General features: G+C 74.4%; 10 protein-coding genes. 5 read left to right on the forward strand and 5 right to left on the reverse strand.

Going from position 1 to position 14,271, the window contains the following annotated elements; all coding sequences use genetic code 11:
• Positions 1–9: 9 nt before the first annotated feature.
• The 3 genes from GA0070618_RS05855 to cydC are packed head-to-tail and all read left to right on the forward strand — an operon-like array spanning position 10 to position 4,638.
• On the forward strand, positions 10–1,017 hold the full coding sequence (locus tag GA0070618_RS05855) for a cytochrome d ubiquinol oxidase subunit II (protein WP_088980728.1): 1,008 nt from the start codon (positions 10–12) through the stop codon (positions 1,015–1,017).
• A 7-nt stretch (positions 1,018–1,024) separates the two neighbouring features.
• The gene (gene cydD / locus GA0070618_RS05860; protein WP_088980729.1) at positions 1,025–2,845 is read left to right on the forward strand and encodes a thiol reductant ABC exporter subunit CydD; all 1,821 of its coding nucleotides are present in this window, start codon (positions 1,025–1,027) and stop codon (positions 2,843–2,845) included.
• Entirely contained in the window at positions 2,842–4,638 is a 1,797-nt protein-coding gene (gene cydC / locus GA0070618_RS05865; RefSeq protein WP_088980730.1) for a thiol reductant ABC exporter subunit CydC, read from the forward strand. Before cydD ends, cydC begins: the two co-directional genes overlap by 4 nt.
• A 99-nt stretch (positions 4,639–4,737) precedes the next feature.
• Here the strand turns inward: cydC and GA0070618_RS05870 are convergent, their stop codons facing one another.
• Entirely contained in the window at positions 4,738–5,079 is a 342-nt protein-coding gene (locus GA0070618_RS05870; protein ID WP_088980731.1) for a PadR family transcriptional regulator, read from the reverse strand.
• A gap of 78 nt (positions 5,080–5,157) precedes the next feature.
• Here GA0070618_RS05870 and GA0070618_RS05875 point away from each other — a divergent pair, with 78 nt between their 5' ends.
• Complete coding sequence (locus GA0070618_RS05875) at positions 5,158–6,156, forward strand: DNA primase (protein WP_088980732.1); 999 nt, start codon at positions 5,158–5,160, stop codon at positions 6,154–6,156.
• Positions 6,157–6,211: 55 nt separating this feature from the next.
• The gene (locus GA0070618_RS05880; RefSeq protein WP_088980733.1) at positions 6,212–8,608 is read left to right on the forward strand and encodes a transposase; all 2,397 of its coding nucleotides are present in this window, start codon (positions 6,212–6,214) and stop codon (positions 8,606–8,608) included.
• A 674-nt stretch (positions 8,609–9,282) separates the two neighbouring features.
• Here GA0070618_RS05880 and GA0070618_RS05890 read toward each other — a convergent pair.
• The 4 genes from GA0070618_RS05890 to GA0070618_RS05905 form a co-directional block, all read right to left on the reverse strand.
• Positions 9,283–9,879, reverse strand: coding sequence for a GTP-binding protein (locus tag GA0070618_RS05890; RefSeq protein ID WP_088980735.1), 597 nt, complete (start codon positions 9,877–9,879; stop codon positions 9,283–9,285).
• Between the two features lies 1 nt (position 9,880).
• Positions 9,881–10,270 carry a DUF742 domain-containing protein gene (locus GA0070618_RS05895; protein WP_231931620.1) on the reverse strand — a complete coding sequence of 130 codons (390 nt, stop codon included), beginning with the start codon at positions 10,268–10,270 and terminating at the stop codon, positions 9,881–9,883.
• Between the two features lie 90 nt (positions 10,271–10,360).
• Positions 10,361–10,765 (reverse strand): roadblock/LC7 domain-containing protein, encoded by a 405-nt coding sequence (locus GA0070618_RS05900; protein ID WP_067370442.1) that lies wholly within the window; start codon positions 10,763–10,765, stop codon positions 10,361–10,363.
• The gene (locus tag GA0070618_RS05905; RefSeq protein WP_088980736.1) at positions 10,762–14,142 is read right to left on the reverse strand and encodes a sensor histidine kinase; all 3,381 of its coding nucleotides are present in this window, start codon (positions 14,140–14,142) and stop codon (positions 10,762–10,764) included. Before GA0070618_RS05905 ends, GA0070618_RS05900 begins: the two co-directional genes overlap by 4 nt.
• Positions 14,143–14,271 lie beyond the last annotated feature (129 nt).

Here is a 14,271-nt window from a genome sequence, read left to right on the forward strand (position 1 = left end):
GAGCCGACCGTGGAACTCGCCTGGTACGCCCTCCTGGGCGTCTTCTTCGCCGCCTACCTGGTGCTCGGCGGCTACGACTACGGGACCGGCCTGATGCTCGCCCGGTCCGGTGACCCGGCCGCCCGGCGTGGCCTGCTCAACGCGGTCGGCCCGTTCTTCCTCGGCAACGAGGTCTGGCTGATCGCCGCCGTCGGCATCCTCTTCGGGGCCTTCCCGATCCTGGAGGGGGAACTCCTCGCCGGGCTCTACCCGGCCTTCGCCGGCGCGGTCACCGGCGTGATCCTGGTCACCGCCGCCGTGCAGCTGCGCAGCCGTCCGGCGAGCCGGTGGGCGCGTACCGCCTGGGACCGCGTGATCGTCGTCGGCTCCGCGCTCGCCGCGCTGGGCTGGGGCGCGGTGCTCGCCGGGATGCTCCAGGGCGTACCGCTCAACGAGGAGGGACGGGTGGAGGGCATCGGTCACCTCTTCACGCCGTTCGCGCTGGCCGCAGCGGTGACCATGGTGGCGCTGGTGGCCGTGCACGGCGCGGCCTTCCTGGCCCTGCGGCTCCCCGTCGACGAGGCCGGACCGGTCGCCGCGCTGGGCCGCCGGCTGGTGCCGGTCGCCCTCGCCGCGGGCGTCGTGACCACCGTCGTGGCGCTGCTCTCCGACCGGGTACGCGACGCGGCGCAGCAGCCGCTCGCCGCGATCGCCATGCCCGTACTGCTGGTGGTGGCCCTGCTGGTGGCGTGGGTCGGCTTCGGTCGGCGGAGCCCCGGCCTGGCCTTCACCGCCACCAGCGTGACGCTGGCGCTGCCGGTGCTGCTGGTCGGGGCGACCCTCTGGCCCAACGCGCTGTACTCCACCATCGACCCGGCGGCCAGCCTGACCGTCGCCGACGCGGCGGCCAGCGGGCCGACCCTGCGGCTGCTGACCTGGCTGACGGTGCCCCTCCTGCCGGCCCTACTAGGCTTCCAGGTGATGTTGTGGTGGGTGTTCCGGGGACGGACCGGCGGCAGGGCACCGGTGTACTGGTGATGCATCGGTGAACCGTCGTCCCTTCGACCCGCGTCTGCTGCGCCGGGTCCCCGCGGTCCGGCGCCATCTCGCCGTGCTCGCCGGGCTCGGCGTGCTCACCGCGCTCCTGGTCATCGCCCAGGCCACCGCGCTGGCCGTCCTCCTCGCCACCGCCTTCGACGGGCGGTTGCACCGGGAGGCGCTCGCCGGCCTCGTCGCGGCGGTCGCCGCCCGCGCGGCGGTGGTCTGGGCCCAGGGGGCGGTGGCGGCGCGGGCCGCGGCGACGGTCAAGGCCACCCTCCGCGCCGACCTGCTCGGCGCGGTGGGACGGCACGGGCCGGGCTGGGTGGCCGGGCAGCGGGCCGGGCAACTCGCCACCCTGGCCGGCCGAGGGCTGGACGCCCTGGACGCCTACTTCACCGGCTACCTTCCCCAGCTCGTACTGAGCGTCACGGTGCCGGTCGCGGTGCTGGCCCGGCTGGTCTTCGCCGACTGGAGTTCGGCGCTGATCATCCTGGTGACGCTGCCGCTGATCCCGATCTTCGGCGCGCTGCTCGGCTGGCAGGCGCAGGCCGCCACGGAACGGCAGTGGCGTCGTCTCTCCCGCCTCGGCGGGCACTTCCTCGACATGGTGGCCGGACTGGCCACCCTGCGCGCCTTCGGGCGCTCCCGGGCCCAGGTGGACGTGGTACGGCGGATGGCCGACGGACACCGAGTCGCCACCATGCGGACCCTGCGCATCGCCTTCCTCTCCGGGCTGGTGCTGGAACTGGTCGCCACCCTGTCGGTGGCGCTGGTCGCCGTCCCGGTGGGCATCCGGCTGCTCGACGGCGGCCTCACCCTCACCACCGCGCTGCTGGTGCTCCTGCTCACCCCGGAGGCGTACCTCCCCCTGCGGGCGGCCGGCGCCCGGTTCCACGCCAGCATGGAGGGACTGAGCGCGCTCAGCGACGCCTTCGCCGTGCTGGAGGGGCCCGACGCGCCGCGCGCGCCGGCTGGAGCTGAGACGCCGGCCGGGGCCGAGATGCCGGCCGGGGCCGAGATGCCGGCAGGAGCTGAGGTGCCGGCGAGGGCTGAGGTGCCGGGTGCACCGGCTGCGGCTGAGGTGCCTGCAGGGGCCCCCTGTTCGACAAAAAGCGGTAACAGGGGACCCCTGCTACCACCCCGGCCCGGTGAGATCCGGTTCGAGGCGGTCACCGTGGCGTACGAGCGGACCACCGCGCTGCGGGACGTCACGCTGACCATCCGCCCCGGCGAGCGGATCGCCGTCGTCGGGCCGAGCGGGGCGGGCAAGAGCACCCTGCTCGGCCTCCTTCTGGGCTTCGTCACCCCGACCGGCGGGCGGGTCACCGTGGACGGGGTCGACCTGGCCACCGTCGACCTGGACGAGTGGCGTCGCCGGCTGGCCTGGGTGCCCCAGCGGGCCCACCTGTTCGCCGCCACCCTGGCCGACAACATCCGCCTCGGCGCACCGGAGACCCGCCCGGAGGCGCTCACCGCCGCGGTCCGGGCCGCCGCGCTGGACGAGGTGGTCGCCGCCCTGCCCGACGGGCTGGAGACCCGGCTCGGCGAACGCGGCCACGGCCTCTCCAGCGGCCAGCGGCAGCGGGTGGCGCTGGCCCGGGCGTTCCTGCGGGACGCCCCGGTCGTCCTTCTCGACGAGCCCACCGCCCGACTCGACACCGCCTCGGAGGCCGTGGTGCTGGAGGCGACCCGTCGACTCGTCGCGGGGCGTACCGCCCTGCTGGTGGCCCACCGCCCGGCGTTGCTCGCCGACGCCGACCGGATCCTGCGGGTGGTCGACGGGCGGGTCGTCGAGCTGACCCGGACCGGGGAGGTGGTCGGATGAGCCGGGACAGCGGGCCGTCGCCCCAGCCCGCCACGCCCGTGGGGTCGACGGGGCGGCTGGGGGCCGAGCGGGCCGTGCTGCGGCTGGCCCGGCCGTACCTTCGCCGGTTGCTCGGCGCGGGGCTGCTCGCCACCGCCACCGAACTGGCCGCGCTGGCGCTGATGTCCACCGCCACCTGGTTGCTGATGAGCGCCGCCGGTCGGCCGCCCCTGGACCGGCTGACCGTGGCGATCGTCGCGGTCCGGGCGCTCGCGATCGGCCGGGGCGTGCTGCGCTACACCGAACGACTCGCCGGGCACGACGCGGTGCTGCGCATCGTCACCGACGTACGCACCCGGGTCTTCGCCACCCTGGCGGCCCGCCGGGCCACCGCCGACCAGCGCTCCGGGGACACCCTCAGCCGGCTGGTCTCCGACGTGGACACCGTCCAGGACCTGATGCTGCGGGTGCTCGTGCCGGGAACGGCGGCGGCCCTGGTCAGCGTGCTCGCGATCGGCGGGGCGGCGGTGGTGTCCCCGGCGGCGGCCGGGGTGCTCGCGGTGGGACTGCTGCTGGCCGGCGTCGCGCTGCCGGTCCTGGCGACGGTGCTGACCCGGCGCGGTGCCGCCGAGGTGGCGCCACTGCGCGGCGCGCTCGCCTCGGACGCGGTGGACCTGACCCACGGAGCCGCCGACCTGGCTGCCTTCGGGGCGACCGACGCGGCCCTGCGCGCGGCGACCGGACGAGCCGACCGGCTCGCCCGGTTGGAGCGTCGCCTCGCCGCGACCGGTTTCGCGGTGGACGCCCTCGGGGTGCTGGTCGCCGGAGCGACCAGCGCGGCGGTGGTGGTCGCCGCCCTCCGGGCCGACGTCTCCGGCGTGCTGGTCGGCGTCCTCGCGGTCGGCACGCTCGCCGCCGTGGAGGTGGCGTCGGCACTGGTCGGCGCCGCCCGGCAGTGGAGCGGGCTACGGGCCGGGCTGACCCGGGTGGCCGCGTTGCTGACCGCCCCGACGGACGCCCCGACGGCCGGGGACCGGCCGGTGCCCACCGCAGCCCACCACGTACGGCTCGACGGGGTACGGGTCCGCTACCGGGAGGGTGCCCCGCCCGCGCTGGACGGGGTGGACCTGGACCTGCCCCCTGGCCGGCGGATCGCCGTCGTCGGGCCGAGCGGGGCGGGCAAGAGCACCCTGGCGGCCGTCCTCACCGGGGCGGTGGAACCGGACCGGGGCCGGGTGACCCTGGACGGGGCCGACCTGTCGGCGTACCGGGTGGAGGAGTTGCCCCGGGCGGTCGGCGGCCTGCTAGCCGAGGCACACGTCTTCCACGCCACCGTCCGGGAGAACCTCCTCCTCGGCCGGGGCGGGGCCGACGACGTGGCGCTCGACTCGGCCGCCCGGGCGGCCGGGCTGCTCGACTGGGTACGCGCCCAGCCGGAGCAGTGGGACACCGTGGTGGGCGAGGACGGCGGGCAGCTCTCCGGCGGCCAGCGGCAGCGGCTGGCGCTGGCCCGGGCGCTGCTGGCCGCGCCGGGCCTGCTGGTGCTGGACGAGCCGACCGAGGGACTGGACCCCGCCGCCGCCGACGCGGTGCTCGCCTCGACCCTGGCCGCGGTGCCGGCCGACCATTCGGTGCTGCTGATCAGCCACCGGCTCAGCGGCCTCGCCGGCTTCGACGAGGTCGTGGTGCTGGACGCCGGCCGGGTGACCCAGCGGGGGCACCACGACGAGCTGGTGGCGGCGCCGGGCTGGTACCGCGACCAGTGGCTGATCCAGGTGGCGGCCGAGCAGGGCTATCTGGCCCTGGCCCCCTGACGCGGTCGGCGTCGTTCACCCGGAGCCCGGGAGCCACCGACGTGGGGTGGCTGCCGGCGGCCGGACGGGTCAGGCGGTCGCCGGCGGCGGCCAGACGGGTCAGGCGGTCGCCGGCGGCGGCACGTCCGGGTTGAGGAACCGACCGACGGTGGAACTGAACTCACGCCAGCCGGCCCGCTCGCCGGCCAGCGCCCGCCGTCCCGCGTCGGTGAGCTCGTAGGTGCGCCGTTCTCGCCCGTTGACCGTGTGCCAGGAGCTGGCCACGTAACCGGCGCGTTCCAGCCGGCGCAACGCCGGATAGGTCGTGCCGGTGGGCAGGTCCAGGCTGCCGCCGCTGCGCACCCGCAGTGCCTCGATGATCGCGTATCCGTGCAGCGCACCGTCCTCGAGCACCGCCAGGAGCAGGGCGTCGAGGTGTCCGTGCAGCGTCTGGCCCCTCACAGCACACCACGCTACTGACTGTCCGGGACGTAGCCAACGGGGTGCGGGCACCGGTCCCGCCGGATCGCCCACTAGGGTATGTGCGCAGAGTCACCCGACGGCACGGACTACCGCCGGGTCAGCAGCCCGAAGCACACGGAGGTCAGCGTGGCCCGCCAGTCGCCCCAACGGCCCGACGCCGACGAGCCCCAGCTCGACGAAGCGACCGCAGCGACCGAGTCGGAGGAGGCCGGCGACACCGCCGCCAGCTCCGGCGAGGCGGACCGGTCGCTCTGGGAGGAGCTGCGGATCGATCCGGTGGAGATCGCGCTGCCGGCCGGTTCCGGCTTCACGCTGCGGGCGTACCGGCCGGCCCGGGAGCTGACCCCCACCGACGTCGCCGAGCGGGACGCCGACGACCCGTTCCTGGCGCGTGGCCGGGAGGTCGTCGAGGATGACGACGACGACGACGAGACCGTCGTGATCCTCGACGAGGAGCTCGCCGAGGAGTTCGCCGAGGCCGACGAGGAGGAGAAGCAGTCGGCCCGCAAGGGCGACAAGGCCGAGGCGGACGCCGAGGACGAGAGCGAGGACGAGGACGCCGCCGCTGACGAGGAGGTGCCCCTCTTCCTCAGCCACCGGGGTCGCCTGCTGCTGTTCAAGACGCCCGAGTCCCTGGTCAGCTTCATCCGTTCCGGCGCTCCGCACGACATGTCCCAGCTGGACGGCTGGAATGAACTGTCCGAACGGGTGGAGCCGGCGGACATCGCCCCCCTCGACGAGGACACCTACGAGCTCGACCTCGTGGTGGAGAACCTGCGCGGCGGGCACGACACCTGGGACCCGACCCTGCTCATCGAGGCCGGCGAGGCGGCCCGTGACCTGGCGTACGCGCTGCGGCTCCCCGCCGTGCTCGACATGCTCTCCGCCGGATCCAGCCTGGACGACCTGGACGAGGCGCTGCGGGCCACGGTCGGCGGCGGGATCGGCGGTTTCATGGGCCGGCGGCGGCTCAAGAAAATCGGCGCCCAGACCGCCAGCCTGGGGTGGCGGACCATTGTCGGGAAGATCTCTGCGGTCGTGGACTGGCGCGACTGAGCTGTAACAGGGAGCATCAGTCTCTGGCACAGAAACCCGGGAGGAGGACGACGCCGTGGCGCTCGTGCGCGTGTACTGCGGTCTTGCCTCGGCCGACTCGGCAGACCGACCGGCTTCGGCCAGTTCGACGCTGACGTCCGCTGTGGTCGACGACGCAGGCCGGCTGCTCCACGTCTGCGAGATCAGCGACGACCCGGCCGGTTACGCCCGGCTCGTGGCGTTGCTCGTGGAACGGTCAGGCGGCCCGAGCGGTGCGGCGATCGCCGCCGACAGTGACGACCACACGGTCACCTCGCTGCTCAGCGCGGCCGGTCGGCCGCTCGCGATAGCCGACGACGACTCCGTCGACGACTTCGCCGAGCGGTTCGCCGACGACGACTCGCTGGAGGAGATGCAGTCGCCGCCGGCCGAGCGCCGGGCGGTCGGGCTGGCGCGGGCCCTCCAGGCCGGCGCGCTCTCCGCGGTCACCCTGCCCGTGCCCCGCGACCTCGCCGGCTACAAGCAGGTCCTCGCCGCGCACGCCGCGCTCGCCAACGGCCGGCACACCGCCGCCGTGGCGCTCCGCGAGGTGCTGCGTGAGCTCTACCCGGCCGCCCTGCGGGCCTACCCCGACCCGGCCGAGCCGGTCTCGCTGGCCGTGCTCGACGCGCTCCCGGAGCCCGGCATGCTGGGCGGCACCGTCGCCCGGGGCCGGGACGTCTCGGTCGCCGCGGACGCCATCGTCGCCCACCTGGCCGCCGACGGGGTGGCCGACGCCGACTCGATCAACGACGCGGTGACCGCGCTGCGGGTGGCCATCGCCGAGACCCCGCGCCGGGCGGCGGTCAGCCGGGCGCTCACCTCGGCGGTGGCCGAGACGGTACGCCAGGCCGTCGCCGCCGTCCGCGCCTGCGACGCCGGGTGCGACGCCCTGGTCGGGGCGCTCCGTGCCCGGGTCAGCGCCCCTTCCCCCGGCCGGCGTGCCGCGCCGTCCGACGACCGCGCCGAGTTCGGGACCGGTGGCGGGCTCCGCGCGGTCGACCCGGTGCCACCGCAGCCGACCGGACGACGCAGCCGACCGGAGCCGGTCGGTGGCACTCCGCCCACCCCACCGCGTCCGCTCGGCCCGCCCCCGGTGGCGCCGGCCCCGATCGCGCCGCCGCCGTCCGCACCGGCTCCGGTCACCCCGGCCGCCTCGGTCAAGCCGCCGGTCAACGGGGTGCCGGGCCGGGGCGACACCCCTGCTCTCCCGGCAGCACGTCAGGTGGACGGGCCGACGAACCGGCCGGTCTCCTCGCCACCGCCCCCGCCCGGGATCACCCCGATCGCCCCGGCGCAGCGGAGCAACTCGCCGGCCGACGCGGGTGAGCCGTTCCGGCCCACCCTCACTACGGCCGCGATCAACAACGCCCGGGCCGAGCGGCAGCGGACCGTCATCCCGCCGCGTCCCAAGACCACCGGCGACACCCCGACCGGCGGGTTCGCGGTCACCGACCTCAGCGTGCCGGTGCCGGCCCCGCGTCCGGAGCAGGAGGCTCCGGCACCCGGGTCCCGGGCCAACTGGCCGCTGGTCAACAATCCGGAGGACCCGGCCGACAGCTCGCCGCGCAACCCGGTCGCGCAGTCCGCACCGGAGCGGGACGAACGGCAGATCGACGCGCACACCGACCCGGGCCGCCCCGAGGGCCGGATCACGCCGCCCTGGCTGGCGGACGACCTGCCCCAGGAGCCGCCGATGCTGCGCCTGGTGGAGCCACCGCTGCACGACCGGACGGCCGCGCCGGTCGACCGTGGCGCACGCACCGTCCCCCGCCCGGAGCGCGGCGGTGACCGGGTCGACCCGAACGCCGAGCGGAGCGCCCGCCCCGCGTTCGAGGCCCCGGCCGACGACCGGACCGTCCTCCATCCCACCTCCGGCTCCCGTCCGGAGAACCCACCGCTGCGCCCGGAGAACCCACCGCTGCGGCTGGTGGACCGGAAGGACGCGCCGCCTCTTCCCGAGCGGCCCACCGCCGAACGCCGCCGGGGTCCGATCTCCGACGAGAACGACGGTGACCTGCTCATCTTCGCGCAGGCGAAGTCGGCCTGGTTCGTCGGGCACTCGGACGAGACCGACCTCGACTGGTCCAGCATGGCCGACACCGGTTGGCAGGCCGCCGAGCAGGCCGCGCAGCCGGTCAAGGGCGACGAGACGCCGGCCGGGCTCCCCCGCCGGGTTCCGCAGGCCAACCTGGTGCCCGGCTCGCCGCTGCGCGAGGAGCGTCCGCTGCGGATCGTCCGGGACGCGGCGCGCATCGCCGAGAACACCACCGGCTACTTCCGGGGCTGGCGCCGCGGGCAGGAGATCGGCGGGTTCGCGGTGGGTGGCCGACCCGGTCGTGAGGCGGCCGGCGGCTGGGACTTCACTCGCGATCACGGCGACCGCGACGATGACAGGGAGTACGAGTACCGCTCCGCCGGCTACCGCTCCTGAGCGGACCGGACCGCCGGACCGCCGGACCGCCGGACCGTACGACCGGACATCCGGGACGACGCCGGCGATCCGCGTCTGGCCGCCCGGCTGGCCGGCTCGGCGGGGTCCACGTCCTGGTCGGCGGGGTGCTCGCCGAGGTCTCGATGGCCGTCGTGACGGTGGCCGAGGAGCAGCGGATCCCTCGTCTCGCTCGCGGCGGGCGACACTGTCGTGCCGCCGGCCACCGAGCGCGCCTTCGTCTGCGAACTCGCCCCGGACGCCACCGACGGCGGGGCGGCTGGGCCGCCTGATCCGCGCGCAGGGAGCCCGGCGGATGACGTTGGTGGCCGAGAGCCGGGCTACCCGGCGACTCGGGCGTACGGGCCGTTCCGGAGGCGCTGCGGGCGACCAGGGTGGACCTGCTCCGGACGGTCCGGTGTTGCCCGTCGGTACGACGGGTCACATCCGCGTCGCGGAGGACACCTGGCCGGCCGGAACGCGGAGGCGGTCGAGGGGCCTTCGGGGTGCACCGGATCGGCCTGGCCCCGTCCACGCTCACCAACACCACGGCAGCGACGACCCACCCGGATTCCGTGTTCCGCTACGTCCAGCGGCACAACGGGACGTAGCGCCTCGGGAACGACGTACCGCCCGGTGCGCGGCCGGAGCCGGCACCGGGCGGTACGCAGGTCGCCTCAGGCCGGCGCGACCGCGCGCGAACGGCGCATCGTGAGCACGTACTCGACCAGCGAGATCAGCACGTGCTTGGTCGACTCCCGCTGCCGGGCGTCACAGGCCACCACCGGCACCTCCGGAGAGATCGCCAGCGCGTCCCGGACGTCCTGCGGGTCGTGGTACTGCATCCCGTCGAAGCAGTTGATGGCGATCAGGTACGGCAGCCGCCGGTGCTCGAAGAAGTCGATGGCCGCGAAGCAGTCGGCCAACCGGCGGGTGTCGACCAGGACCACGGCGCCGATGGCGCCCCGGACCAGCTCGTCCCACATGAACCAGAACCGCGTCTGACCGGGTGTACCGAAGAGGTACAGGATCAGGTCACGGTCGATCGAGATACGACCGAAGTCCATCGCCACCGTGGTCGTCGTCTTGCCCGGCACCTGCCGGGTGTCGTCGACGCCCACACCGGCCGAGGTCATGATCGCCTCGGTGGTCAGTGGCGTGATCTCCGAAACCGAGCCGACCAGCGTCGTCTTGCCAACGCCGAAGCCACCGGCGATAACGATCTTCGCCGATGTCACGCGCCCGCTCGACGGAGTCGGCGGCCGGTGCGACATGTCAGAGCCTGCGAAGTCCACTCAGCACCCTCTCCAGCAGTTCAGTGCCCACCGCGTCATCGGAGTCGTCCAGGATGGTCGGCTCGTGCACCGCGACCAGGCCGTCCGTAGCCATGTCGGCAATGAGCACCCGGGCCACCCCGAGTGGCAGCTGCATCCGCGCCGCGATCTCGGCGAGCGACTGCAACCGTCCGTCACACAGCGCGGCGATGTACTGGTGCTCCCGGCCCTGACCACCGTTGCCGTTGGCAGCGGTCCGACCGCGCACCGTCGTCTCGACGAGCGCCTCCAGCGCGATGTCGAGACGGGGACGGGTACGACCGCGGGTGACGGCGTATGGACGGACCAGAGCCCCGGTGGGCTCATCACGATCGACCACGTCGCCGCTCACCTCCTCCCGCGTACCCGCCACCGGCTCGCTCCGGTGGAACTCGTCGACTTTTCCGTTGTTGGTCCGCCGACCCTACGGTCAGCGCCCGTCTCAACCCAGCATTCCTGCGGCGGCGCGCGGCTGCGGGGTCAGCGCGTCGCCGACCCGGTCGACCAGCAGCGCCATTTCGTACCCGACCTGCCCCACGTCGCAGCTCCGGGCGGCGAGCACCGCGAACGACGACCCGTCCGAGATGGACATGAGGAACAGGAAGCCATTGTCCATCTCGACCACTGTCTGGAGCACCGCACCACCCTCGAAGCAGCGAGCCGCTCCCTGGGTGAGGCTGACCAGGCCGGACGCGATCGCGGCCAACTGGTCGGCGCGGTCACGCGGCAGGTCCCGTGACGACGCGAGGAGCAGGCCGTCCGCGGAGACGGCGACCGCATGCGCGACACCGGGCACCCGGTCGGCGAAGTTGGCCAGCAGCCAACCGAGATCCTGCGTAGTTGTCATCCTTCTTGCTCCTTCTGCCTGCTCCCGGCCAGGGGGCCTGAGCCAGACTGCGAGGACTGCTGCCCACCCGGAGTCGCCCCCAGGCCGGACGAGTGGCTGTCAGCGTGGTTGCTTCGGCCGCGTTGCACGCCACGATGGTATGCCGAGAGAAGTCCGCGTACCGCCTCCGGCGTACGTCGTTGCACCGACGTCACCGGCTTCTCGATCCCGCCCGGCACGAGCTGCGCCATGGGCTTGCGCTTGGGCAGGCCGGTCTGGGTGGTCTCGACCACCGGCACCTCGTTGGCCGCGCTGGCGGCACGCCAGCCGTCGTCCGCGGCGGTCTGCCAACCGCCGGGTGGCTGCGGGGTGCGCCGGCCGGCGAGGCTCTCGGCGTACGCGGAACGGTCGCTCCCGTTGGTCGCCGCACCGTTGTCGTGCGACGCGCCTCCGGTGTTCGTTGCCATCGGTGCGTTACCTGTCGTCCCTGCTGGTTCCTTGGCGGCCGGACGGCCCCGTTCGACTGCGGCGAGCTGCTGCGTCTGGGCAGCGTCCGGGCTCCCGAGGGTGACCCGGGCACCACCGGCGGCCGTCTCGTCGTTGACCGGTCGCCGAGTGCGGAACCAGGCGGATTCCAGCTCCCGGAAGATCGGCAGTTCCATCGTCTCGTCCGCGTACCGCTGCCGGTCGGGGACCGCCGGGGCCGGTGCGGGCTGCCCGGCCGGGCTGGGGTGGCCGGCCGTTCCGGCCGGTGACTCGCCTGCCGAGCGCGGCACGCGGGGCAGCTCGGTGGTCATGTCGAGCGCTGCGGCGAGCCGCTCGGGCACGGGCGGGGTGGGCGCCTCCCGCTCCGTTCCGGCCACCGGCGGCCAGACCGGTGGAGCCGGCGTGGCCGGAGCCGGTCGGGTCGGCGGCGCGGACATCGGTGGCCCGGAGACCGGCGGAGCCGACACGGGCGGGCCGGAGACCGGCGGGGCCGGCGGGGCCGACACCGGCGGCGGGACCTGCGGATGGGCGGTGCGCGCCTCCGGGTTCGACGGCACCTGCCGCGGCACGGCGGGTGGCTGACCGAACCCGGCCGGTTCCTCGTCACCGGTCGCGCGCCGCTGCGGCAGCGCGTCCACCTGCTGTCCGTTCGCCGGACGGGGCGTGAAGGCGTCGCCGCCGCTGGCCCGCACGTCCGCACCGGTCAGGTCGGACCAGGCGGGCAGCGGTCGGCCGGCGCCCGGCGTGCCGTTGCGCGGCTCCGGCTCGAAGGGCCGCCCACCGAGGGTGACCTGGTTGCCGGAGCCTCCCGGACGGGGGGCCGGCGCCGGGGCGTTGCCCAGTGCCGGCAGCGTGCCGACGGTGGGCAGCGGGGTCGCTGGAGCAGGACCGGACGCGGGCAGCCCCGGCGGTTGCTGCACCCGGCCGGAGAGCGCACGTGGCACCAGGACCGTGGTGGGCAGGTCGACCTCGGCGACCGTGCCCCGCTCGGTGCCCGGCCGTAGCTCGACCCGGACCCCGTGCCGGGCGGCCAGCCGGGCGACCACGACCAGGCCCATCATCCGGGAGACCGCGACGTCCACCTGCGGCGGCGTGGCGAGCCGCTCGTTCAGGTCGGCGATCTGCTCGGCGCTGATGCCGATGCCCCGGTCCTCGACGTAGAGCGACGCGCGGTCGCCGACCCGGCGGGCCTCGACCATGACCTGGGAGTCCGGCGGCGAGAACGCGGTGGCGTTGTCGAACAGCTCGGCGACCAGGTGGACCAGGTCGTTGACCGCGTGCGCGGCGACCTCGATGTCCCGGTCGATCACGCCGAACTCGATCCGGGTGTAGTGCTCGACCTCGGACTGCGCGGCCCGGAGCACGTCGATCAGGGCGGCCGGCTGCCGCTGCACCCGGGTGGAGTCCGCACCGGCGAGGACCAGCAGGTTCTCGTCGTTGCGGCGCATCCGGGTGGCCAGGTGGTCGAGTTGGAACAGCTCGGCCAGCCGGTCCGGGTCCTCCTCGCCGCGCTCCAGCCGGTCGAGGTGACCGATCAGCCGGTCGACCAGGATCTGGGACCGGCGGGCCAGGTTGACGAACATGGTCGCCACGGAGGCGCGGAGCGCGGCCTGCTCGGCCGCCGTCCGGACCGCCTCCAGGTGGACGGCGTTGAACGCCTCGGTCACCTGGCCGAACTCGTCCTTGCTGCGCACCGGGAGCGGCTCGGCGATCTGGTTGGCGAGCTGCATCGGGGTGAGCTGGCCGGTGACCTTCGGATCCCGCAGCCGGGCCACCGCATGGGGCAGGCCGTACTGGGCGATGGAGAGCGCTCCCTGCCGCAGGTCGCGCAGGGAGCGGGCCATCGACCGGGCGACCAGGTAGGCGAAGAAGATCGCCAGTAGCAGCATGCTGAGCAGCAGGCCGGTCTCCAGGAAGACCCGGCGCTGCACGTCGGAGCGGAGCTGGTCGGCCAGGCCGATCACGTCGCCGTCGAGTTTGGCCTCCACGGTACGGATCAGTTTGGCGTTGGCGACCATCGCGGCGTCCCACTCGTTCGCCCCGAACGGCGCGCCGGCCATGCTGTCGCTGGTGTTGCCGTTGATCCAGCCGAGGTAGTTCTCGACCTGGCGCTGGTCCGATCCGGCGACGGTCTGCTGGTACAGCTCGGACTCGGCCTGGTTGGCGACCGCCTGGAAACTCTGTAGCGCCTGCTGCTGGCCGGTGCCGGTGGCGATGTAGTCGGTGCGCAACACCGGGCTCATCGACCCCTGGATCAGCGCCCTGTGCACCACGACCCGACGGACCGAGAGGAACTCCTTGGCCCGGGCGCTGGCGGCCACCGCGCGCATCCGCTCGCTCAGGTCGGTGTCCCCGGCGAGCTGGCTGGCCGAGTCCCGGATGTCCAGCAGGTCGTTGATCAGACCCTCGTAGGACCGGGCGGCGTCGGTGAGCGGCAGCCGGTTGTTGAAGACCTGGCTGCGAGTGCCGGGAAGGTCCTGCAGGCTCTGGTCGATCCGGTCGAGGACCTTCTCGAGGTTGCCGGGGAGCCCGTCGAGCTCGGCCCGCTGCCGGGAGTACGGCGCCCGGGCCCGGTCGACCCGCTCGTGCACGTCGGTGTAGGCCTTGTTGTACTGCTCCCGGGTCTGCGCGTTCGCCCCGAGCAACAGCACGGCGGCGGCCCGCTCGTCCTGGAGGGTGTCGACCAGCTCACCGGAGTGACCGGTGAGGTGCGCCAGGTCGCCGGCGCGGTTGGCACCGTTGAGCGTGTCAAGGTGGTCGATCAGGCCGTTGGTGCCGACGACCACCGTGGCGATGGTCGGCACGATCATGATGAGGCCGAGCTTCGACCAGATCGGCATGTCGCGGAGCCGACCAGCCGGCCGGCGCATTCGCGACAGGAAGGAGCCCGCCGTCTTTGGTCGTTTGCTCACGTCACCGCCCTCGCGATCTCAGCGTCCGCCGTGTTGCCCCGGGCAACGCCCAGCGACCGACCCGGCGGGTCGGACCTCCGAGATTCCATCACGCCGCCTCTCAAAGAGAAAGCCCAGGCTGTCCCTCGC

It is taken from the genome of Micromonospora echinospora, from assembly GCF_900091495.1.
GTDB classification, from domain to species: Bacteria; Actinomycetota; Actinomycetes; order Mycobacteriales; family Micromonosporaceae; genus Micromonospora; species Micromonospora echinospora.

Excerpts from the sequence above, each read along its gene's own strand:
- cydC (WP_088980730.1), top strand. The coding sequence starts at position 2,842 with ATGAGCCGGGACAGCGGGCCGTCGCCCCAGCCCGCCACGCCCGTGGGG.
- GA0070618_RS05875 (WP_088980732.1), top strand. The coding sequence starts at position 5,158 with ATGTGCGCAGAGTCACCCGACGGCACGGACTACCGCCGGGTCAGCAGC.
- GA0070618_RS05890 (WP_088980735.1), bottom strand. The coding sequence starts at position 9,879 with ATGTCGCACCGGCCGCCGACTCCGTCGAGCGGGCGCGTGACATCGGCG.
- GA0070618_RS05900 (WP_067370442.1), bottom strand. The coding sequence starts at position 10,765 with ATGACAACTACGCAGGATCTCGGTTGGCTGCTGGCCAACTTCGCCGAC.